The 22,353-nt window shown below is 36.2% G+C and carries 23 protein-coding genes; 3 read left to right on the top strand and 20 right to left on the bottom strand.

Annotated elements, in window-relative coordinates; translation table 11 throughout:
- Nucleotide 1 precedes the first annotated feature (1 nt).
- The 14 genes from CUL_RS0104545 to allB form a co-directional block, all read right to left on the bottom strand.
- Nucleotides 2-460: a (2Fe-2S)-binding protein gene (locus CUL_RS0104545; RefSeq protein ID WP_005585033.1), complete on the bottom strand. Its 459-nt coding sequence runs from the start codon at nucleotides 458-460 to the stop codon at nucleotides 2-4.
- Nucleotides 454-1,311, bottom strand: a complete 858-nt coding sequence (locus tag CUL_RS0104540; RefSeq protein ID WP_025640638.1) for an FAD binding domain-containing protein — start codon at nucleotides 1,309-1,311, stop codon at nucleotides 454-456. Before CUL_RS0104540 ends, CUL_RS0104545 begins: the two co-directional genes overlap by 7 nt.
- 72 nt (nucleotides 1,312-1,383) lie before the next feature.
- Nucleotides 1,384-2,718 (bottom strand): NCS2 family permease, encoded by a 1,335-nt coding sequence (locus tag CUL_RS0104535; RefSeq protein ID WP_025640637.1) that lies wholly within the window; start codon nucleotides 2,716-2,718, stop codon nucleotides 1,384-1,386.
- Nucleotides 2,719-2,890: 172 nt separating this feature from the next.
- Nucleotides 2,891-4,705 (bottom strand): adenine deaminase, encoded by a 1,815-nt coding sequence (gene ade, locus CUL_RS0104530; RefSeq protein WP_201767844.1) that lies wholly within the window; start codon nucleotides 4,703-4,705, stop codon nucleotides 2,891-2,893.
- Nucleotides 4,706-4,888: 183 nt separating this feature from the next.
- Nucleotides 4,889-5,179 carry a EutN/CcmL family microcompartment protein gene (locus CUL_RS0104525; RefSeq protein ID WP_025640635.1) on the bottom strand — a complete coding sequence of 97 codons (291 nt, stop codon included), beginning with the start codon at nucleotides 5,177-5,179 and terminating at the stop codon, nucleotides 4,889-4,891.
- 14 nt (nucleotides 5,180-5,193) lie between these two features.
- Entirely contained in the window at nucleotides 5,194-5,937 is a 744-nt protein-coding gene (locus tag CUL_RS0104520) for a flavoprotein (RefSeq protein WP_025640634.1), read from the bottom strand.
- A gap of 19 nt (nucleotides 5,938-5,956) precedes the next feature.
- A complete protein-coding gene (locus CUL_RS0104515) occupies nucleotides 5,957-6,235 on the bottom strand; it encodes a BMC domain-containing protein (RefSeq protein ID WP_005588371.1) in 279 nt (92 codons plus the stop codon).
- 2 nt (nucleotides 6,236-6,237) lie between these two features.
- The gene (locus tag CUL_RS0104510) at nucleotides 6,238-6,606 is read right to left on the bottom strand and encodes a BMC domain-containing protein (protein ID WP_005588372.1); all 369 of its coding nucleotides are present in this window, start codon (nucleotides 6,604-6,606) and stop codon (nucleotides 6,238-6,240) included.
- Nucleotides 6,607-6,624: 18 nt separating this feature from the next.
- Nucleotides 6,625-6,846, bottom strand: a complete 222-nt coding sequence (locus tag CUL_RS0104505) for a hypothetical protein (RefSeq protein WP_005588373.1) — start codon at nucleotides 6,844-6,846, stop codon at nucleotides 6,625-6,627.
- Nucleotides 6,847-6,863: 17 nt separating this feature from the next.
- Nucleotides 6,864-7,127, bottom strand: a complete 264-nt coding sequence (locus CUL_RS0104500; protein ID WP_005588374.1) for a BMC domain-containing protein — start codon at nucleotides 7,125-7,127, stop codon at nucleotides 6,864-6,866.
- A 15-nt stretch (nucleotides 7,128-7,142) separates the two neighbouring features.
- On the bottom strand, nucleotides 7,143-8,495 hold the full coding sequence (locus CUL_RS0104495; RefSeq protein ID WP_025640633.1) for a UbiD family decarboxylase: 1,353 nt from the start codon (nucleotides 8,493-8,495) through the stop codon (nucleotides 7,143-7,145).
- A 15-nt stretch (nucleotides 8,496-8,510) separates the two neighbouring features.
- Entirely contained in the window at nucleotides 8,511-9,068 is a 558-nt protein-coding gene (locus CUL_RS0104490) for a UbiX family flavin prenyltransferase (RefSeq protein WP_005588376.1), read from the bottom strand.
- 27 nt (nucleotides 9,069-9,095) lie between these two features.
- Complete coding sequence (locus CUL_RS0104485) at nucleotides 9,096-9,707, bottom strand: cysteine hydrolase family protein (protein ID WP_025640632.1); 612 nt, start codon at nucleotides 9,705-9,707, stop codon at nucleotides 9,096-9,098.
- Between the two features lie 11 nt (nucleotides 9,708-9,718).
- Nucleotides 9,719-11,131 carry an allantoinase AllB gene (gene allB / locus CUL_RS0104480; protein WP_025640631.1) on the bottom strand — a complete coding sequence of 471 codons (1,413 nt, stop codon included), beginning with the start codon at nucleotides 11,129-11,131 and terminating at the stop codon, nucleotides 9,719-9,721.
- Nucleotides 11,132-11,356: 225 nt separating this feature from the next.
- Here allB and CUL_RS0104475 point away from each other — a divergent pair, with 225 nt between their 5' ends.
- Nucleotides 11,357-12,052 carry a cyclase family protein gene (locus tag CUL_RS0104475; protein ID WP_005588379.1) on the top strand — a complete coding sequence of 232 codons (696 nt, stop codon included), beginning with the start codon at nucleotides 11,357-11,359 and terminating at the stop codon, nucleotides 12,050-12,052.
- Between the two features lie 42 nt (nucleotides 12,053-12,094).
- Here the strand turns inward: CUL_RS0104475 and CUL_RS0104470 are convergent, their stop codons facing one another.
- From CUL_RS0104470 to CUL_RS0104460, 3 genes are all read right to left on the bottom strand, one after another.
- A complete protein-coding gene (locus CUL_RS0104470) occupies nucleotides 12,095-13,762 on the bottom strand; it encodes a PucR family transcriptional regulator (protein ID WP_005588381.1) in 1,668 nt (555 codons plus the stop codon).
- Between the two features lie 59 nt (nucleotides 13,763-13,821).
- The gene (gene guaD / locus CUL_RS0104465) at nucleotides 13,822-15,096 is read right to left on the bottom strand and encodes a guanine deaminase (protein WP_025640630.1); all 1,275 of its coding nucleotides are present in this window, start codon (nucleotides 15,094-15,096) and stop codon (nucleotides 13,822-13,824) included.
- Nucleotides 15,097-15,258: 162 nt separating this feature from the next.
- Nucleotides 15,259-16,080, bottom strand: a complete 822-nt coding sequence (locus CUL_RS0104460; RefSeq protein WP_025640629.1) for a histidine racemase CntK family protein — start codon at nucleotides 16,078-16,080, stop codon at nucleotides 15,259-15,261.
- Nucleotides 16,081-16,269: 189 nt separating this feature from the next.
- Here CUL_RS0104460 and hutH point away from each other — a divergent pair, with 189 nt between their 5' ends.
- Together hutH and CUL_RS0104450 are read left to right on the top strand one after the other, a co-directional pair.
- Nucleotides 16,270-17,796 (top strand): histidine ammonia-lyase, encoded by a 1,527-nt coding sequence (gene hutH, locus CUL_RS0104455; protein WP_025640628.1) that lies wholly within the window; start codon nucleotides 16,270-16,272, stop codon nucleotides 17,794-17,796.
- Between the two features lie 22 nt (nucleotides 17,797-17,818).
- Nucleotides 17,819-19,120, top strand: coding sequence for a Na+/H+ antiporter family protein (locus tag CUL_RS0104450; protein ID WP_025640627.1), 1,302 nt, complete (start codon nucleotides 17,819-17,821; stop codon nucleotides 19,118-19,120).
- A 58-nt stretch (nucleotides 19,121-19,178) separates the two neighbouring features.
- Here CUL_RS0104450 and CUL_RS0104445 read toward each other — a convergent pair whose 3' ends face one another.
- From CUL_RS0104445 to CUL_RS0104435, 3 genes are all read right to left on the bottom strand, one after another.
- The gene (locus tag CUL_RS0104445) at nucleotides 19,179-20,090 is read right to left on the bottom strand and encodes a methyl-accepting chemotaxis protein (RefSeq protein WP_081722755.1); all 912 of its coding nucleotides are present in this window, start codon (nucleotides 20,088-20,090) and stop codon (nucleotides 19,179-19,181) included.
- Complete coding sequence (locus CUL_RS0104440; protein WP_025640625.1) at nucleotides 20,011-20,679, bottom strand: PDC sensor domain-containing protein; 669 nt, start codon at nucleotides 20,677-20,679, stop codon at nucleotides 20,011-20,013. Before CUL_RS0104440 ends, CUL_RS0104445 begins: the two co-directional genes overlap by 80 nt.
- Before the next feature lie 140 nt (nucleotides 20,680-20,819).
- Nucleotides 20,820-22,328: a ribulokinase gene (locus CUL_RS0104435; protein WP_025640624.1), complete on the bottom strand. Its 1,509-nt coding sequence runs from the start codon at nucleotides 22,326-22,328 to the stop codon at nucleotides 20,820-20,822.
- Nucleotides 22,329-22,353: the final 25 nt, after the last annotated feature.

Raw genomic sequence — 22,353 nt, 5'->3', positions numbered from 1 at the left:
GCTACACCCCCTTCCCTTTCTCCACAGCTTGGATAATCTTATTGTATCCAGTGCATCTACATAGATTACCTGATATGCCTTCTCTAATCTCCTCTTCAGTAGGATTAGGATTCTTATCGAGTAAGGCCTTAGCAGAAAGGATCATTCCTGGTGTACAATATCCACATTGGACTGCTCCTACTTCTATGAAGGCCTGTTGTATAGGGTGGATTTCTCCTTCTTTTTCAAGACCTTCTATAGTAGTAATGCTACTACCTTCAGCTTGGAAAGCCATTACCAGGCAAGAATTTACTACTTTCCCATCCATTATTACAGTACAAGCCCCACATTCTCCTTCACTACAACCTTCCTTCACTCCTAAGAGACCTAATTTCTCCCGAAGCAAGTCTAATAACCTCATATCCTCTTCTATTTCTAAGATATAACTTTTGCCATTTACCTTTAATTTAATCTCTACCATATCTCTACCCCCTTTAGCCTTTTGAGTCCATCGCCTAAAGCCTCCTTGAATATCCTCTCTACGGCTATTCTCTTATAAGGTAAAGTTGACCTTCCCCCTAATCTTTCACCCATAACCTGCTGTAGTACTTTTACTGCCTTATCCGTTACATCTACTGTTAATTCCCTTCCTAATAAAAATTCTTCTACTATAGGTTCCCTCATAGGATACCTTCCCAAAGAACCACTAGCTATTTTTATGGTTTTCACTTTATTATTCTCATCCAATTCCAATAAAGTAGCAATGGACAATCTAGATATGGCTAAAGCCTTCCTAAGGCCTAATTTAGCAAAGGATAGTATCTGACCTTTATCAGGTTTTTTAAATTGGACAGAGATTATGAGCTCATCCTCTTTAATGGAAATATTATCTTTATAGTAATCCTCTAGACCTATTTCCCTTTTCCCCTTTATACTTTCTAGAACTATGATACTGTCCAAACAGAGAAGGGGAGGTATGGAATCGGCAGCAGGAGAGCCGTTGGCAATATTTCCACCTATAGTACCTTTATTCCTTATCTGAGGAGAACCAACTGTATTACAGGCCCTCTTCAATCCATATAGGTTTTCCTGAAATAAGGGATTTTCTATTATCTGGGTAAAGGTAGTTGCAGCACCTATATTTATTGTCTCATCATATTCCTCAACTCTTCTTAATTCTTCAATACTAGATATATCTATCAATGTATCTGAGGTTAATTTTCCATTTCTCAAATCAATAATTAAATCCGTACCTCCAGCGATAACCTTTCCCTTATATTTAGCTAATAATTGGATGACTTCTTCTATGGTTTTACCTCTATAAGCTTGCATCTTTTTATGACCTCCTTCCATAAAACTTTGTGAAAAAGGCCACCTCCCTTTGGAAGGCAGCCTTAGTTTATGTTAATTAAAAATCAAAGGAAGTATATTTTTTAGTATGAATAGAACTGCTAGTATATACATTACTAATGAAATATCCTTATGTTTGCCAGTTATCAATTTTAACAGTACATAGGAAACCATACCAAAGACTATACCTTCTGCAATACTATAGGCAAAGGGCATCATTACTATGGTTAAAAATGCTGGTATGGCTTCTGTAAAATCCTCTAAATCAATATCCCTTATTGGGCTCATCATAAAAAGTCCAACAATAATTAGAGCCGGTGCTGTAGCCTGCCCTGGAATCATACCGAAAATTGGAGAGAAGAATAGGGCTAAGAAAAACATTGCAGCTGTAGATAAGGCAGTAAGACCAGTTCTACCACCATCGGCTACTCCAGAGGCTGATTCTACATATGTAGTCACCGTACTAGTTCCTAAACAAGCCCCCGCCACTGTACCTACTGCATCGGCAAATAAAGCCTGACTAACCCTTGGAAGTTTACCTTCTTCGTCTAACATATCTGCCTTAGAGGCTACTCCTACTAAAGTTCCTACTGTATCGAATACATCTACAAATAAGAAGGTGAAGACTACTATTAACATTTCCCATGTAAATATATTAGACCATTCAAATTGGAAAGCTACTTGACTTACCGATGGAGGCGCTTTAAATACCCCCTCTGGAAGAGGTGTAATCCCCATAGGAATACCAATTAGGGTAGCTGCAATGATACCAATTAATAAAGCTCCTTTAACATTTTTAGCCAATAATACTCCCATTATTAATAAGCCAATTAAAGCTAATAAAGGCCCTCTATCCGTTAAAATTCCTAAGCTAACTATAGTCCCACCTTCAGCTACTACTATACCTGCATTAACAAAACCTATTAGTGCAATAAACAACCCTATACCTACTGATACTGCCTTTTTCAAATTCATCGGAATAGCATCGAATATAGCCTCCCTAACTTTAAATAGAGATAATATGATAAATATAATCCCCTCAATAAATACTGCAGTTAAAGCAAACTGCCAGGATTTACTCATTCCAAATACTACTGAATAGGTAAAGAAAGCGTTAAGTCCCATACCAGGAGCTAATGCAAAAGGATAATTGGCTAAAAAGGCCATTATAAGGGTAGCAATTATAGATGATACGGCCGTGGCTGTAAATACTCCCCCCCAATCCATTCCCGTTTCTGCTAACATATTAGGATTTACGATTAAAATATAGGCCATAGTCATAAAAGTTGTAATACCCGCTAAAATTTCCGTCTTTACATCCGTATTATGTTCACTAAGTTTAAACTGTCTTTCAAAAAAACCTACATTACTCACAGTTTTAGTTGGCATAACCATCCCCCTTTAATTTGTAATAATGGCAATAATCTACTATCCCCCTTTCCACTTCAATTCACAATTATTAGGGTCTAGCTTTTGGGTCTAGATCCTTCGCTTCCCTCAGGATGACATCTCATTAATTGTCAATCGTCCTTACAATTGTGCATCGTGCATTGTGAATTGATTAAACTATTGGTGGAAGAATTTTAAAGTTGTTCACATCTATTAGGCCTTTGTCAGTGATTTTCCATGTTGGTGATGTGGATAAGGCTAAGAAGGATAGATGCATAAATGGTGCATGGATTTTACATCCTAAATCTTCTTTTACTATCCTTTCCAATTCTGCAATTTTACTACTTACTTCATGTCCATCTAATTCGTCAGTAATCAATCCACCTACTGCCAGCCTCATATCAGATAATATCCTTCCCTTATTGGCTATTGCAATACCTCCACCTAGTTCTATGACTCTATTTACAGCCAAAGTCATATCTCCAATATTAGTACCTACCACAATTATATTATGGGTATCATGGGCTACTGACTCGGCAAAGGCCCCATTTCTCATTCCAAAGCCCTTTACAAATGCCTTGCCAATATTGCCTGTTCTACCATACCTTTCTATACAAGCTATTTGCAATGTATCCATCGATACATCTGGTTCAGCTACTCCGTTATATACCTTTACCGTCTCTTCTAATTTCCCTGTTAAGTTTTGATCTGGAATAACCTCTATACATCGTACCTTTGCTGTACTTCCCTCTGCTCTTATTTCTAAATCTTTTTCAGAAATAGGTCCAATTTTAACAGAGTTTTTCACCTGTTCCGGATAGGTATAGGTAGGTAAATCTATCAATAATTCTCCTTTCGAAGCTACCAACTTTCCATCTATGAAAACCCCTTCTACTACCATCTCTTCTAAATCATCTATAATGGCTATATCTGCAATCTTGCCAGGAGCCAACACTCCAACATCATCTAATCCAAAATAGGTAGCTGGATTTATGGTAACCATCTGAATAGCCTCTACAGGGTTTACTCCTTCTTTTATAGTTCTTCTTACAATTTCATTCATATGGCCTATAGTCTCTAAATCAGCTGCTACCATATCATCTGTAGCTAAAATACATCTTCTAGAATCCATTTTTTCTTCTGTAACTGCCCTAATACATTCAGCCATATTCCTCTGGGTAGAGCCTTCCCTCATAAATAGGTAGACTCCTTGCCGCAGTTTTTCTACTGCTTCTTCTTTAGTAGTAGTTTCATGGCAAGAACATTTTCCTCCAGTGGATATTATATGGGCTGCTAACTCAGCACCAAATAGCTCAGGTGCATTCCCATCTACCACCATATTCTTAGATTTAGCGTATATAGTGGAAGCCAGCAGATCTGTAATTATCTCTGGAGTATTTCTATAAACATGTTTTGCATTGCTAAAACCTTGCAATTCTCCTATTCCAATAATATGTTTATAATTCAGTAAATCCTCCATATCCTTAGAACTAGTATCATAGCCTGCAGTTTCCAAATCAGGACAATCTGGGGTTAATGCTGGAACTACAAGATGTACTTTGTTAGGGACCGAGTCTATCTCATCGGCCATAGCCTTCATCCCAACTGGTCCTAATGCATTCCCTATTTCATGGGGATCCGCAATTAAGGTAGTAGTCCCAGAAGGAATAGATAATCTAGAAAACTCTGTTACCGTAAGCATACTGGATTCAAAATGCATATGGGAATCAATGAAGCCAGGAGATAAATATTTGCCCTTTACATCTATAACTAAAGTATCTGGCCCAATTAAATCCTTACAATCCCCTACTAATAAAATATATTTTTCTTTTATGGCAATATCCCCTCTATAAATTTCCCTGGTGATAACATTTACAATTTCTCCATCATATAGAACAATATCTGCATAATCCTTATCACTCATAAGTATGTCGATTAAATTTCTATACTCCATAGACATCTTTAGATATTTAGTTTCCAATCCCATCCCCCTTTCTATTTAATGTATGATAATTGACATTCCCCTGTCATCCTGAGACTGTAAGTATTAGACTCACCATTGAAGGATCTCTTTTAAGATTCTTCACTTCGTTCAGAATGACAATAGCCATTGGGACATTGGGGACAGTTCTCTTGTCCCATTTTCTTTTGATATACTATTTTGGGGACATTAGGAACCGTCCCTGTTGTCCCAATGGTCAATTGTCAACTGGTCTACTATTCCTACTATGGAAATATCTATAGGGGCATCCATTTTTCTGGCTGCTATTCTTGCTGCAGTCCCTTTGGTGAAGATTACTAATTCTCCTATTCCTGCTCCTACTGTATCTACGGCAATTAATGGTTCACCTATTGGTTCTAACTCCATATTTAGAGGTTGGGTAATCATAAGTTTTGAACCAATTAAATTTTCGTCCTTCCTTGTTGCCACTATAGTTCCAATTACCTTGCCTAAATACATTTTGTCCCCTCCCTCTATTTTTCTATTTCTATTTTAATCCCTAATTCCTTAGCCCTATCCTTTGCCAAAGGGGTAATTATTGTACCCTTTGGCAGTATTAATGACTCCCTTAAGTTATAGTTAATCAAATCCCTTTCAGTAATTACCTTATTAAAACCATTTTCCCCCTTTTGAATAGTAAAGTCCTGGTCCTTCAGTATTTGCACCCCATAACTTCCTGTCTTTATTTCCATTGCTCCCATCCTTTTTAATTTATCAATATAATTTTCTATAATATCTTTTATTTCCTTATTCTTCGATGGAGCTCCTAAATAGTTTCTTGTAGAAGTAAAGTCTAAATATGCTGGCTTCCCCTTATATAGGAAAGTCCAAATAATATTAGGTGCGAAACTATCTATCATACCTAAAGACACCTTAGATAGAGTATTCATGGTAATATTTGGTCCAATAATAGAGGAATGTTTTTCTACTATTTTCTCTAATTGAAATATATCTTCTTCCCTATATATTTCTATAGGATTTAAAGAATTGATTATACTTTCTACATTTAAAATCCTTTCCCCCATAAAAGAGAAAGCCAGTGAAAAATCCATACCCTTTCCCTTTAATTGCTTTAATTCTTCTATTCTTTCATCTAATTCAATATTAGAACCGGTAAAAACTACTAAAATTCTATTATCTGATGGGGTAGAATCTACTTTTCCAATTTTTTTAGTTATATCTGCCAAAATATTTAAAGTTATTTTATTTTTAACCATTTAATACACCCCAATGGGATTATTCAAATTGTTTTAAAATAACTCTCTCGACTTCTGAGTGAGGTCTTGGTATTACGTGGACAGAATGGAGTTCTCCTACAGCCCTAGCTGCCTCTGCTCCTGCATCTACAGCTGCCTTAACTGCTCCTACATCTCCCCTTACCATTACGGTAACAAGACCAAAACCTATCTTTTCATAAGCAACTAAAGTTACATTAGCAGCCTTTACCATAGCATCTGCTGCCTCTATTGAACCTACCAATCCTTTTGTTTCAACTAAACCTAAAGCTTGACTCATGCTTATTCCTCCTTATTTGATTTTTCATTTTTAGTTTTCACTTCTTCCTTTCTTTCCCCTTTAGCTTTATTCTCTTTCAAATTTTCGGTAAATCTTTCAATTAATTTATCTACCTCATCATGAGGCCTTGGTATTACATGGCTGGCAATTATAGTCCCTACCCTATTACCTGCCTCCACCCCTGCCTCTACTGCCGCCTTTACCGCTGCTACTTCCCCTGCAATTTGAATATTTACACCAACTGCCTTGCCTACTCCGATTACCTTCTCTAACCCTATTAAGGTTATATCTGCTGCTTTACTAGCTGCGTCTAATGCAGAAACGGCAGTAGTAAGGCCTAATGCTTCAATAAGTCCTACAGCTTTTTCCATTCCTTAAAACCTCCTTTATTAACGGCTCTCTTTTATTCTTTTTACTGCTTCATCTAAGGTAATCATATTTGGTTTTCCGCCATAGTTTTTAACCTGTTTATCTCTATTTACAATATCCATTAATAGCTTTTCTTCTTTACTCGTTAGATTGGCCACCTTATTTTCATCAACATAAGGCCTAAAATCATCAGTCTTTTTTATCACATTATTCATAACCACTCTCGCCAATGGATTGACCATAATATTTCACCACCATGCTAAAATATTTTATCCACTTCATCATGAGGCCTTGGTATTACATTAGTGGAGATGACTTCTGCTACCTTAGCTGCTTCTTCTTCACCAGATTCAACAGCTGCCTTCACTGCAGCCACATCTCCTGTAACGGTAACTGCCACTAGTCCAGAACCTACAAACTGAAAATCCAAAACCTTAACATTGGCAGCTTTAACCATTGCATCTGCAGCCTGGATGGCTCCTACCAAAGATCTAGTTTCTACCATCCCTATAGCTTCCTTCATATTACCTCACCTTCTCTATACAATATTTGGGAAATACCTACTAATATCTATATTTTCATGCCCTGGGATTATAGCCCTTTCAAACTCAATGGCCTTCTCTCCTAAAGGTTTAGTAGCATCAATTCCTACCTTATCCGTTATTCCTCTCAAATGGTGGGAAGGTTCTAAGGATGAACCTAAGGCTCCTGGTATAACTACAAAATCCTGACTGCCTTGAGTCCTAGTAGTAATAGCCCATTCTATATCCTGAAGATCAAATATATCCACATCTCCATCTACGATTACCACCTGTTTTAAATCCTTATTAGAACCTAAAGCTGCTATAATAGCCGATTTCCCGTCGCCCTCCTTCTGTTTATCTATGGAAGCAAAAGCATTAAACCTATAGCCTCCTCCTTCTGTAACGTTTACATCTATTACATTAACCTGATTTTTTAATTGGTTATATAATTCCACTTCCCTTATAAGGCCGTTAGAAAGATGCTCCTCTCTACAAGGAAATGCAATTTGAAATATAGGGTCATCCCTATGCATAATAGCATCTACTTCAATAATTGGATGAGGTGCTACCCCGCCATAATAGCCCATTAATTCTCCAAAGGGACCTTCCATTTCCCTCTTTCCTGGAACTATCCTACCCTCTAGTACTATTTCACAATAGGCTGGCACCAGTAAATCTACAGTTTCACAAGGTACTAATTCTAATGGTTCTCCCCTTAAGGCACTATCTATCTGGTATTTATCTACTCCATAAGTAGCAGAACTTATTTGACTAGCCATTAAAAAGAGAGCATCATAACCAAGAACTATGGCTACTTCCAAAGGCTTATTTTCCTTTTCTAGTTTTAGAAAATCCCCAGTAAGTTTTGAGGAAGCTATAAGAGCTGAAAGCTGGTTCCTTCCGTTTACTTGGAATCTCCTAATAGAGGTAAAATATTTACCCGTCTCTGGATCCTTTACCACCAACACCCCTGCAGTAATAAAACTAGAAGAATCCTTTTGTTGAAATTTAGGAATAGGGAATATTTTAGGTAAATCAATGTTTCTTCGTATTATATTCTCCTTTACTGGGCCTCCATCTACTACTTTATAGGATTTAGGGTTAGCAATAGCATCCATAAATTTAAACAATCGGTTCTCATGATTTATATGTAGCAGCTTATATAGTATTTCTCTATTTCCATAAAGACCTCCTGCACCCTTAAGGGTGCTTCCTTTAACCTTATTGAATAGAATAGGCCTTTTATTCCTAAAATATTTTAAAACTGCCCCTAATTCATATTCTGAATTTACTTCCCTATCACATACTAAAAGCTCTCCCATACTTCTCAATTCTTCTAAGGTATATCTAAGCATTTGCCTCTCCAACAAATCCCCTCCCTTCTACTGACCCTTCCACCTATTTACCAAATTATTATCTATACCCAACATATCCAATATTCTTCCTGTCATATTTAAGACTATATCCTCAATGGATTCCGGATGATTATAAAAGCCAGGACTAGGGGGAAAAATGGTAACCCCTATTTTAGACAATTTCAGCATATTTTCTAAATGTATAGGGCTTAGGGGAGTCTCCCTTGGTACCAATACCATCTTCCTTTTCTCCTTAATAGTCACATCACATGCCCTAGTAAGTAGACTATCGGAAAACCCATTAGCAACGGAGGACAATGTTTTCATGGAGCAAGGAATTACCACCATTCCATCTACCTTAAAAGACCCACTGGCTATTGGAGCAGCAAAATTTTTATTATCATGAAAATAGGTAGCCATACCTTTTAATTCCTCTAAACCTATTCCACATTCATGTTCCGTCACATATCCTCCCATAGTAGTCACCACTAGATGGGTTTCTATATCCAATTGTTGAAGGGCCTTTAAAAGGGATACTGCATAAATAGAACCACTTCCCCCAGATATTCCAACCACTATTTTCATACTAACTCCACGCCTTTCTGAAATTGTTTATTCCACCTTATTCTCTGGATCTCCGCCGCCTTCCCATGGGTCTAGGCCTTTTTGCCAGGCGTCTATATATTCATCTATGGTCATCACCTTGCTAAAGATACTTAAATCCTTCAACCCGTATTCATGCATCTCTTCCGTCTTAGAATCGCATCCATCACTTAATGTAATAACCTTATAGGCCCTAGCTAGAGCATCGGTAGCTGTACTCCTTACACATACATTAGTCCATACCCCTGTTACCACTACTGTATCTATGCCCTCCTCCCTTAAATATAGGTCTAAATCCGTATAAGCAAAGCCGCTATGTCTTCTCTTAGGTACAATATATTCTCCTCTTTCTGGATATAATTCTTCTATAAAATCTGAACCCCAGGTTCCTCTAACTGCATGACGAGGTCTAACTCTAAAATCTGCATCATCTTCCCTATGGGCTTCTTGGATATGAACTATTTGAACATCATCTTTTCCTTCAGCTTTCCTATCTCTTGCCCATTTCAATAATTCTTGAAGGTTTTTAGTTATCCTAGCAGCTCCAGGACAATATAAAGCTCCCTTTTCATTGGCAAAATCATTTAACATATCTATAACTAAAATAGCATGCCTTGTCATTATAATCCCCCTCAAAATTTAATCTTTTTATCTAATTTTTGTATACTCTGTCTTTTTACAAATTGACCATAGCCTTCTTTTACTGTAATTCCTTCCTTCTCATCAAATACTACCTTACCTCTAACTACAGTCTTGGCTACTTTTCCTTTTAATTTCAATCCATGTAAAGGATTATATTTAGCCATACTGTAGGTTTTTTCCTGATCTATTGCCCATTCCTTATCTAAATCTATAATGGTTAAATCTGCATCAGCGCCAATATTCAAGCTACCTTTCTTTGGATATAATCCATAGTGGATAGCTGCATTGGTACTAAGTATTTCTACCATTTTTGATAGGGAAATCCTTCCCTTGTTATACCCTTCACTAACTATAATAGGTACCATAGTCTCAACTCCAGGTATTCCTGGGAATGCTGTCCATATATTCATACCTTTTTTAGCCTTTTCATCTTCTATATGATATGGAGCGTGGTCTGTGGCGATAAAATCTACACTACCATCCCTTAGCCCTTCCCATAATTCTTTATTATCCCTTTTAGTCCTTAAAGGTGGTGCAATCTTAGCAAAGGCACCATATTCACTCATAGCTTCTTCGTAGTTTAAAGTTAGATAATGAGGACAGGTTTCACTAGTCACATCTAACCCTCTTAATTTGGCCTCCTTAACCAACTTAGCCCCTATTCCTGTACTCATATGGACAATATGAAGTCTTGCCCCCGTATCTTCAGCAAAACTTATTCCCAATTGGATTGCAACTTTTTCTGCTAGTTCCATTCTAGCCTCAGCCCAAGCTGGTCCATCCATTCTTCCTTCTTTTTGAAACTTTTTCACAAAATAATCACATATGGCAAAATTCTCAGCATGGATACCAATAGGAAGTCCCGTCTCTGCCACTGCTTTAAAGGCTTCATACATTTCTGGATCTGTAACTCTTGGATAGGTAGGTACTGAAGGAGTCATATATACTTTAAAACCAATTACTCCATAATCTGCTTGTTCTTTAACATTATGAAGCCAGCCTTCCCTTACATCTTCCCCCGTAACCCCACCCCAAAAACCATAATCGATTATAGCCTTATCCTTAATTTTCTCCAATTTATTTTCTAGCTCAGGAATAGATCTTACTGAAGGAACGGAGCAACAAGGCATGTCAACAATAGTAGTTAAACCACCTGCTGCTGCTGAAGAAGTTCCCGTTAGGAAATTCTCTCTATGGGTAAACCCTGGATCCATGAAATGGGTATGGGAATCTATACATCCAGGTAAAGTTAAATGACCTTCAGCATCGATTATTTCTTCAGCCTCTATACCATCAATCCCATCTACAAATCCTGCAATCCTCTCATCTTTAATCAATATATTGGTTAGTACTGTTTCATCTCCTTGTGGGATTCTAGCGTTCTTTACTATAACTTGATACATTTTAAAACCCCCTTTTATATTATGGAAATCCATTTCAAACATAATAGCATAATATTTGGAAATAGACTTTGTTAATATCCTATAAAAAAATCCCCATATTAAATTAATCCATCAAAGGGTTTTGTGAAACTCATCTAATACTTTTGTGGGTTTTATATAAAGAACTTCCCTTTAGGATAGTTATAATTAAAGTATAAGAATAGAATTAATGAAAGGGGAATAATTATGGGATTAAAATTAATCGATCTATCCCAGGAGATCTTCCAAGGCATGTCCGTTTTCCCAATGCATCAGAAAACCTTTATTATGACCAATATGAGCCATGAAGAAAATATGGAAATGACTGGGAGCCCTACTGTTGGTTTCTCTGCTAGAAATCTCCTTATATCTGAACATTGTGGCACCCATAGCGATGGAGTTTCTGAATTCAAACCAGGAGGCCCTACCATTGATAAAATGCCTTTAGAATATTTTTGGGGTAGTGCCATCTGTATTGATTTAAGCCATATTAGATATCCAGACTACATAGAGCCAAAGGATTTAGAAGAAGCTGAAAAGAAATCTGGACAAGAGATCAAAAAAGGAGATATAGTCCTATTATATACAGGCCATCATAATAGAACCTATGGAACGGATAAATTTCAAACCGACTATACAGGATTAAGCTACGAAGGGGCTAAATGGTTAGCCGAAAAAGGAGTAGTAAATATAGGAGTAGATGCTCCAGCCATAGACCAAACCCCCGACGATATCAGATTCTCTGGCCATTTGGTATGTGGAGAATACAATATTACCAATACGGAAAACCTATGTAATTTAGACCAGGTGGTAAACAAAAGATTTCTATATATTGGCCTACCATTAAAAATAAGAGACGGCTCCGGCTCTCCCATAAGAGCAGTAGGTTTGGTAGAAGAGTAGTCCTAGGACAACAGGGACAGTTCTACCTGTCCCCCTGTCCCATCATAGTAGTTCTCTAATCTTTAATGCTATTTCCAAATTCAATCTATCATTAGGATTGTCTAGTTCCATTTTAGTTATCTCTTTTATTCTGTTGATTCTGTATAAAATGGTATTATAATGGGTGTAGAGATATTCTGACATTCTAGTTAGATTCCCATTAAATTTATAATAGGCTTCTAAAGTTTTTACCAATTCAGTAGATTTTTTTTCATCGTATTCTACTAAGGGTTTTAAGGTAGTATTGTAGAAATCCTCCAATTCGTCTGTTAAAAAATCTTGGCATAATATTTTAAATATTCCTAGCTCATTAAAGGTGACTACCTCTTTATCAGTAAGTACCTTCCCCGTCCTTATAGTCTTTAATGCATCGGAGAAACTTTTGTTTACTTTCTCCAAACCCTTATAAACTCTTCCTACTCCTATTCTTATTTCCATATTTTTAAACTTTTCCTCTAATACCCTATATAACCTTTGGTTAAAATCTTCCAACCTGCTGTTAATATTAAAAGGTTCCTCAAATCCCAATAGTATTTGAATTCCATTTAATTTAGTAGAAACTATTCCACTTAAACCTAAATAGCCCATTATATCCTCTGCCACCATTACCGTAGTATTAGCATAATCCTTTAAATATTCAAAGAAGTACTCGTCATCTTCTTCCTCCTCAAATTTCAATTTAAAACTCATTACCTCTATTACATAATAATCATTGGGTTTTAAGTTGAAAAAATGGGCCCTATCTAAAGCCTTTTTCTTTCTCTTAATATCTACGGATATTAAATCCTCAAAAAACTCCGATCTATATCTAATTTCCACTTCCTTAATAGATAATTCTTGCAATACTGCTAAAGCTATTGTAGTGGAAGCCGATTCAATAATGGATAGATCAAAGCCTCCCAAAGGCGTAGTAGTAGACCAAGTAAATATATGCCCATAGACATTATCCTTTAATACTATGGGCATAACCATCCTTTTGACAAATTTTCCTTTAACAAGAACCTTATCCTCATCTAACCTTTTTAACTTACTCCTACCATCATTAGATTCATAAAACCCTTTCATATCCTGCAAAAGTTCATCCTTTGTACTATCATCTAGACCCTTTAGCTGACTAAATCTTTGATTAGAGAATTTTAGATTCAATACTACTGGATTCTTTATATTTTCATGAATGACCTGGATAACCTCTCCTATACCCTTGCCTTCCAACATTACCTCCATGAACCGTTCATGGACCTTTTCTATTCTCTCCAATAGGGAAGCCTGTTTATTAAATATCTCTTTAAAAATAGACATCATAATATCCGACAGAGGAATAGAATAATGAATATCGATTAAGGGAAAATTCAACTCCTCTGCTAAACTAAGGACTTCCCCGGAAAGGGCATCCAAATAAGGGGAAACTTTAATGCCAATACCAGCCAACTTTTTATCAGAGGCATTCTTAATCAGTTTCTTTTGAGCCTCTACATTATCCTTTTCAAAAAAATAGGCTGTAGTCAATAAAAACTCCCCTTCCTGAACCCAATCAAATATATCTGGGTCTGCCATAATATTAACCCTGGCTATGGTATTCTTAACACCTTTAAACCCAGCAATCATATTGCAATCTCCCATCACCTCTAAATTCAACATATCTTCCACGCTAATACCATTTTGTCTAGACATAATTTATCTACCCCTCATCCACCCTTTTTTGAAATTATATCACAGTCAGAATATTCTGTCTACATGGGTTCATCGACCTTTTTACCTTCAACATATATTTCTACAATATTCCTATCATCACCAATATATATGAATCTTTGGACCCTTTCTTCTAAGGATAATCCTTCTGTATCCCCTAGGGTAGAATCGTCTATTATCAATGCATCCAAAGCGTATCCTTCTTCAAAACTGCCTACCTTTCCGAAGAAACTACCTCCTCCTTTAGTTCCTAAGAAGAAGGCTTCGGAACTGGTTAAAGGTTTTAATCCCTTATTAGTATGTAGCCATTTCATCTTAGAAGCCTGTATAGCCCCCACCATTATATTTGGGATACTTAGATTATGACCACCAGATATATCGGAACCTAAACCTACTGGAATTCCCCTATCTAAAAATTTCCTTACTGGCATTATTCCACTGGAAAGATTATAATTGGAATAAGGACAATGGGCGGCAAAGACTTGATTTTTTGCCATTAAATCCATTTCCTCCTGAGTATTATATATACAATGGGCCATTATGGTCTTAGTCTGACCAAATAGATTATATTCATTATAGACAGAAGCATAATCCTTTAAATCTGGATGAAGTCTATTGACCCACTCCACCTCCTGCCTATTCTCACTTAAATGGGATTGGACTGGAATACCATATTTCATGGCTAAATTCCCTAACCCTTCCATAAGATCGCTTGTACAAGTAGGTACAAACCTTGGAGTAATTATAGGTTTTACTAAAGTTGATCTGTCCTTATACTCTAATATAATCTCCTCTGTATCCAATAGGGATTTTTCCGTATCTTCTTTAAGCTTATCTGATGTATTTCTATCCATATTTACCTTTCCTATATAGGCTCTTAAATTTGCTTCGATAAACAGTTCCATTAAAAGTTTAGTACTCTCCTTATAAATACTACTATAGACTATGGCACTAGTAGTTCCATGTCTCCATAAGTCCTTAACTACTCTTTTATAAACTTTTTTAGCATAATCTAAATCATCATACTTAGCCTCTTCAGGAAAGGTATAGGTATCCAACCAAGGTATTAATTCCTCATCATATCCTAATCCTCGATTAGGATACTGAGGGGCATGGAGATGTATATCAACAAACCCTGGGATTATTAACTTTTCTGTAAAGTCCTTAATAGGATAAGACTTAAATTCCTCCTTCAACTTCCTATATATTCCTATTACCTTCCCTTCTTCTGCCACTAAATAGGAATTTTTATAGGTCTTAAAATTGTCCTTATCTGGAGTAAAAACTATATCCCCTTTTAGTACAATTTTATTCACATTTACCACCCCTTATATATTGAAAAGCAAAATTTTCCTATTATATTATAATATCATAGGAATTATAAACATATGTAAAATCTATACAAATAAAATAAGTTTCATTTTCGGTGCCAGGCACCAAAAATGAAACTTATTTGTAATAATTCTGTAATATAAACTTTAAATATATACTGTTCCCTCGGCTACTATATCTACCAACCCTTTTAATCCAATATTGGATAGGCTATCTTTTGTCCAATCTACTAAAACCTCTAAGTTTCTTCCTGGTTGGGAAACATTCTTACTTAGTGGAGTATTCTTTTCAAAGGCTAAGGCCGCGCCCAAGGCAGAAGTTCCAGAAGCACAACTCCTCTCCCAATAAAGGCTATCCGTTGCCTTTACATATACTAAAGGGGTTAAAAAGTTCTTCTCATAATCGTAATACATGATCCCAAAGGCTTCATATTCATCCTGGTCCATTTCCCATTTCAATTTATTATAAAATTTCTCTTTATCCTCTATACCCTTTCCATCAACAATAAAATGGGTTATGCCTGGAAAATCCACCCTAATAGTTTTAACCAAACTACCTCCGTATTCAATAGAATTTTCCTCAACAGCTAAAGGCAATGGCATATGAACCGTGGACCAAAAACTATTCCTTTTATCAGTGGGTAGAACTACACATTCTATAATTCCCTCCACTCCTGATACCTTTAATTTAACCTTATAGCCTTCATCCATTCTTTCTACAGTCGGATATTCATTATAGACCATCCAGGCAGCCAAAGACCTGCTAGCATTTCCACAAAATTCTCCCCCCATCATCTGGAGCCTTATATAAGAACCTTCTCTTTCAATAAAACCTACCTGTTCCCCATGGATATTACTATATTTCATTAATTTATTTGCTACATTCATCTGTTCTTCCCTAGGTACTGGATCCAACACAAATAGAGTCATATTTTCCACTGGGTTTACCTTGACAAAACGCAATTTCATGGTAACCATCCCCTTATATCTATTAGTTACCTAATTATATCATATTTTGACAATTGACGAAAACTTAATATTCTGATAACATTATATAAACGCAAATATTTACTGTAATATCACAGTAAAGTTCTAACTAATCACTGTGAGCAATAGATTATAGTGATTAGTACCAAAATTTAAGAAGGGAGGGGTTTTTTGCATACCATCTATATTGACGGAAATAGCTTAACCCTTAAGGATTTGGTAGATGTGGCAAGACATAATGCAAAGGTCCAATTATCTGAAGAAGCCATTTCTAAGATAAAAAAATCTAGAGCCCTAGTAGACGAATTTGTTGAAAATGAGGAAGTTGTCTATGGAATAACCACAGGTTTTGGAAAATTTAGCGATGTAACCATTTCCAAAGAAGACACTGAAACCCTACAGACTAATTTGATTAGGAGTCATGCCTGTGGCGTAGGTAAGCCTTTGGCAGAAGAAGATGTCCGAGGTACAATGCTTTTAAGGATCAACACTTTAGTCAAAGGATATTCGGGCATCCGATTAGAAACCATCAATGTTCTAATGGAGATGCTCAATAAAGGAGTCCATCCAGTAATACCGGAAAAAGGATCCTTAGGTGCCAGCGGCGATTTAGCCCCATTAGCCCATATGGTATTGGTAATGTTAGGAGAAGGGGAAGCCTATTACCAAGGGATAAGAATGTCAGGAAAAGAAGCTATGGAAAAAGCTGGTATCCCAACTATTCAACTAACCTCAAAGGAAGGATTAGCATTAATAAATGGAACTCCAGTCATGACAGCCATAGGTGGATTAGCAGCTTACGATGCTCTAAATCTAACGAAGATAGCCGATATATCCGCCGCTTTAACCATAGAAGCTCTAAATGGCATAATAGACGCCTATGATGAAAGAGTTCACACTATTAGACCTCACAAAGGCCAAATAGACTGTGCTAAAAACTTATTAAATCTTACCAAATCAAGTCAACTCACATCTAAACAAGGAGAAATCAGGGTACAAGATGCCTACACTCTAAGATGTATCCCACAAATCCACGGAGCTAGCAGAGATGCTATAAACTATGTAATAGAAAAAATAAATATTGAACTCAATTCGGTAACGGATAATCCATTAATTTTTGCCGACGACAAAAAGGTAATCTCTGGAGGTAATTTTCATGGACAACCAATGGCATTAGCCTTCGACTTTTTAGGAATAGCCTTATCCGAATTAGCCAACTCTTCAGAAAGACGGATAGAAAGATTAGTAAATCCTCAACTTAGCGGTCTACCTGGATTCTTGACTGAAAAAGGAGGATTAAACTCTGGTTTTATGATTCCCCAATATACTGCGGCAGCCTTAGTTTCTGAAAATAAGGTATTAGCCCATCCTGCCAGTGTAGATTCTATACCATCTTCAGCTAACCAAGAAGACCATGTAAGCATGGGAACTATAGCTGCTAGAAAAGCCAAAGAAATACTATATAATACTACCAGAGTATTAGCCATCGAATTATATGCAGCAGCCCAAGCCATCGACTTTGATGAACCTAAAAAATTGGGGGAAGGTACTAAAATAGCCTATGAAGCAATCCGTGAAAAGGTAGATAGGCTATACGATGATAGGATTATGAATGTAGATATTAATACTTGCGCAATATTGATAGAAGACAATACTATATTAAATGCAGTAGAAAAGGGATTAGGTAAATTATTGTAAAATTTAAAAGAGAGGTGATTTAATGTTTAACCCAGTTATTGTATCGGTTTTAATATTAATTGTTTTATGTCTATTTAAATTGAATGTGCTCCTTGCCTTACTTTTAGCAGCCCTTTCAGGTGGATTAATTGCTGGTATGGGATTTACAGATACTATGACTACTCTCATTGGAGGCATGGGAGGCAATGCCCAAACGGCTTTAAGCTATATTCTATTAGGTGCATTGGCTACCGCTATTAATAAAACTGGAGCTGCTGATAGATTAGCGCGAAGCTTATCTGAATCTATGAAAGACATGAAAACCATGTTTGTATTTCTAATTGCTATTATATCTTGTTTTTCACAAAATCTAGTACCAGTTCATATTGCCTTTATTCCAATATTAATTCCACCATTAATTGGTGTAATGAATGATTTAAAAATCGACAGACGTGCCGTTGCTTGTGCCTTAACTTTTGGTTTAAAAGCACCCTATGTTATGCTTCCAGTAGGTTTTGGATGGATATTTCACGATATTATAACTAGTGCAATTGTAGATAATGGTATGGATATAGAGCTCGGTATGGTATGGAAATCCATGCTTTTACCTGGAATTGGTATGATTGTAGGATTATTTATTGCTATATTAATTACCTATAGGAAACCAAGAGAATATGAATCCATCAGTATTGGAGAGGTTGCTGCCACCAGGGAAGAAAATACACCAATGACCAAGGGAGAAATAGGAGCTTTAGTAGGAGCAGTAATAGCCTTAGTCATACAGATACTGACTGACTCTTTACCATTGGGTATACTAGCAGCCATATTTATAATGTTAGCTTTCGGTTCCTTTAAATTCAATGAAATTGATAATTTGATAGATAGTGGTATAGGAATGATGGGATTCATTGCTTTCGTAATGTTAGTAGCCTCTGGTTATGGTGCCGTTATAAGGGCTACTGGTGGAGTTGAAACCTTAGTAGAAGGTGCTGCCGGATTAATGGCTGGAAGTAAGCTAGTGGCTGCCTTCCTAATGCTATTAATTGGCCTTATAATCACCATGGGTATTGGAACTTCCTTTGGTACAGTACCAATAATTGCAGCCATATATGTTCCTCTATGTATGACCTTAGGCTTTAGCCCTGCTGCCACCATTGCATTAGTTGGTACTGCAGGCGCCCTTGGAGATGCAGGTTCCCCTGCCTCCGATAGTACTTTAGGACCAACAGCAGGATTAAATGTAGACGGACAACATGACCATATTCGTGATACAGTTATACCTACATTTATCCATTATAATATACCATTACTAATATTTGGAACAATAGCAGCATTGGTGTTATAAAAACAATAAGTTCCTTTTTTGGTGCCTGGCACCGAAAAAGGAACTTATTAATTACTGCTTATAATTTTATATTCCCAATCATCAATTGTAACTCTTCTGCCAATGTTGCAAGGCTTTCTGTAGAAGAAGTAATCTCTTCCATAGATGCCATCTGTTCTTCTGAAGCGGCAGAGGAATTTTGGATTTGGGCGGCTATATTTTTACTCATATTTTCTATGGAATTTGATGAATTCATTAAGGAATCCATATAGTTTTCCACATTTTTTATAGCTGCAACAACTTCATTTATACCTACCGTTACTTGAAGGATAGAATTTGCAATTTCATCAAAAGTTTCCTTAGTTTCATTTACCCTGCTAACTCCAAGTTCTACTTCCTGATTATTCAAATCCATTTTATTATTGGCTTCTTCTATTAATAAATTGTTATTCTTAATGAGAGAGTTTATTTCTTCAGTGGATTTTTGAGTTTCCTCTGCAATATTTTCTATAATTTCTAACATTTGATTCATTTTATTAGAACTAGCATTAATATGGTTTAATGATGATTTCACACTAGAAGTACTATTTTCAATATTATCCATCTGGGTAATTACCTCTTCTATTTTTTCTTTACCTAGTTCAGTTTTCTCAAATACATTTCTGCTATAATTTTCTGCATTATCAGTTTGCGTAGATACATAGTCTATTTGTGTTGATATTTCTCTTATTGAAGAGGCTACCTTTAGTATTTCCTCTAGCTGTAAGTTTGAACTTTCCGCGATTTCATTTGAGTTTTCTGCAATATTTGTAGCTGCTGCAGTAGATTCTTCAGAAATAGCTGCCAATTCCTCTGAGGAAGCTGCTACTTGATGGGAAGAATCCCTCATTTCTTTGGCAAAGTTCCTCATATTATCTATAACCACTTGTAATGAATAGGCCATTTTCCCCAATAACGATATTTTCTGCAATGCTATAAAAGTCCTTAGCATCTTTAAATCCTATTATAACACCTACAATATCTTCATTATATTTTAAAGGTGCAGATATGACTATTTCATTATATCCCGTAATATCATTCCTCATTGGCTCGGAAAAATAAGTATGACCAGATTTAGCTTTTTCAAAGAACTCCTTCCCTTGAATATTCCTATTAGTACCATAATCTAGCACCATATCCCCTTCCATATCGGCCAATCCAATGCCATAGAGTTTCAACCTAGATTTTTCCGATTTTAATATATCAAATTTCTCTTTCTTAGAAATATCGGGATCTGCTATAACATTTAAATTTCCTAAAGTCTCAATGGACAAAGTATAGCTTTTTATTTGTTCATCTACAATTGTGGCTGAATCTATTGCTTTATGAAGCAATAATTCATTAGTAGATTCTATTAACTCTTCTTTAGCAATAAAGTATGAAATAAGACCCACTACAAGGGTTAAGGATATAAGGATAGCAGTAATAGATATACCCATCTTTTTGCTTATACTGTTGATTTTAGTTGAATCCTTAGTATTTTTTCCTTTGGGTTTCTTTTTAAATAATGGGAATTTTATTTTTTTGAATTTTGGTACCACTAATTACCAGCTCCTTTGCAATAATATTACTTAGAATAATAGTTTAACATTATCATATTCGACAAAATATAGTAAAATCCTCTATTTTTCGAAAAAGAATATTAAACTAAAGGAAAAATCATGGCGTTTAATGGTATTATTTATAGAGTATCTACATTCTTTTTAATATTTTTCAATCTTTTCATTATATTGTTTCCCCCTTGCCCAAAATAATCATAGAGTTTCCTATATTCTTCAAATAATATATTATAGATCTCTACATTCTCCTTAATGGGCCTATAGATAGTTTCGTCCACTTTTCCCATAATTTTAGACGCTTCGGTAACGCTATCATATCCACCTTTGTCCTTTCCTGCTGCCACTGCACCAAATATTGCAGAACCTAGGGCTCCACCTTGGTCAGTTCCCGCTATACGCACAGGAATATTTAGTACATCTGCATATATTTGCATCATAAGTGGATTCTTTTTAGGTATTCCACCTGAAGCATAAAATTCTTCCACAGGTATCCCATTTTCATTAAACGCTTCCACTATAACCCTTGTACCAAAGGCTGTAGATTCTATTAAAGCCCGATATATTTCCTCTGGTTTTGTTTGAAGGTCCATGCCTATTATTAATCCAGATAAATCTACATCTACTAATACAGACCTATTTCCATTCCACCAGTCTAGAGCCAATAATCCACTTTCGCCAGCCTTTAACCTTTCCGCCTTTTCCCCTAAATATTGATGTATATCTAATCCTTCTTCCTTGGCTCTTTCAATATATTCAGCTGACACGCAATTATCTACAAACCAGGCAAAACTATCTCCTACCCCAGGTTGTCCTGCTTCATATCCAAAATAGCCAGGTATAACTCCATCTTCTACTACTCCACATATTCCTGGAACCTTTTTCTCCTCTTTACTTAAGACTATATGACAAGATGAGGTTCCAATAATAGCAAGCATTTTTCCCGGTTCATATAGTTTAACAGCTGGAGCAAAGGCATGGGCATCTATAATAGGTACCGCTACTGCCGTCCCTATATTTAATCCTGTTAACTTAGCGCCATATTCTGTAATCTCCCCTGCTTTTTCTCCAATAGAAACTATGTCTTTAGACAATTTTTCTTCTATTACATTTTCCAATCCTTCATCTAAGGCCTTGAAGAACTCCTTATTTGGATAGCCCTTTTCCTTATGCCAAATGGCCTTATATCCTGCCATACAGGAACTTCTTATTTCTTTTCCTATACTATTCAATTGGTTTGCTAAATCTTGAGCTGCATGGTGTTTCCACAGCTTTACATAGGCATGGGGCCTATCTTTATACTTGTCTATAAAACACAAAGGGGTACCATCCTTTTTAATGGGTATTACTGTACAGGCTGTAAAATCTATCCCTAACCCAATCACCTTGTCTGGACTAATATTGGTTTTCTTTAAGAGGGATGGTATTGTATTGGATAATACATCTAGATAATCTTGGGGATGTTGCAATGCCCAATCATGAGGAAGCTTTTTACCTGAAGGCAGTTGATTATCCATAACTTGATGGGGATATTCGTATACGCTATATGCCACCTCTTCACCTGTATTAACATTTACCAATACAGCCCTACCTGATAATGTGCCAAAATCCACACCTATTGAATATCTATCCAAATTAATCACCTCACATAATATACTT

Source organism: [Clostridium] ultunense DSM 10521, assembly GCF_000511955.1.
Classification (GTDB): domain Bacteria; phylum Bacillota; class Clostridia; order Tissierellales; family Tepidimicrobiaceae; genus Schnuerera; species Schnuerera ultunensis.
This window is presented reverse-complemented; position numbering and strand designations above follow the sequence as displayed.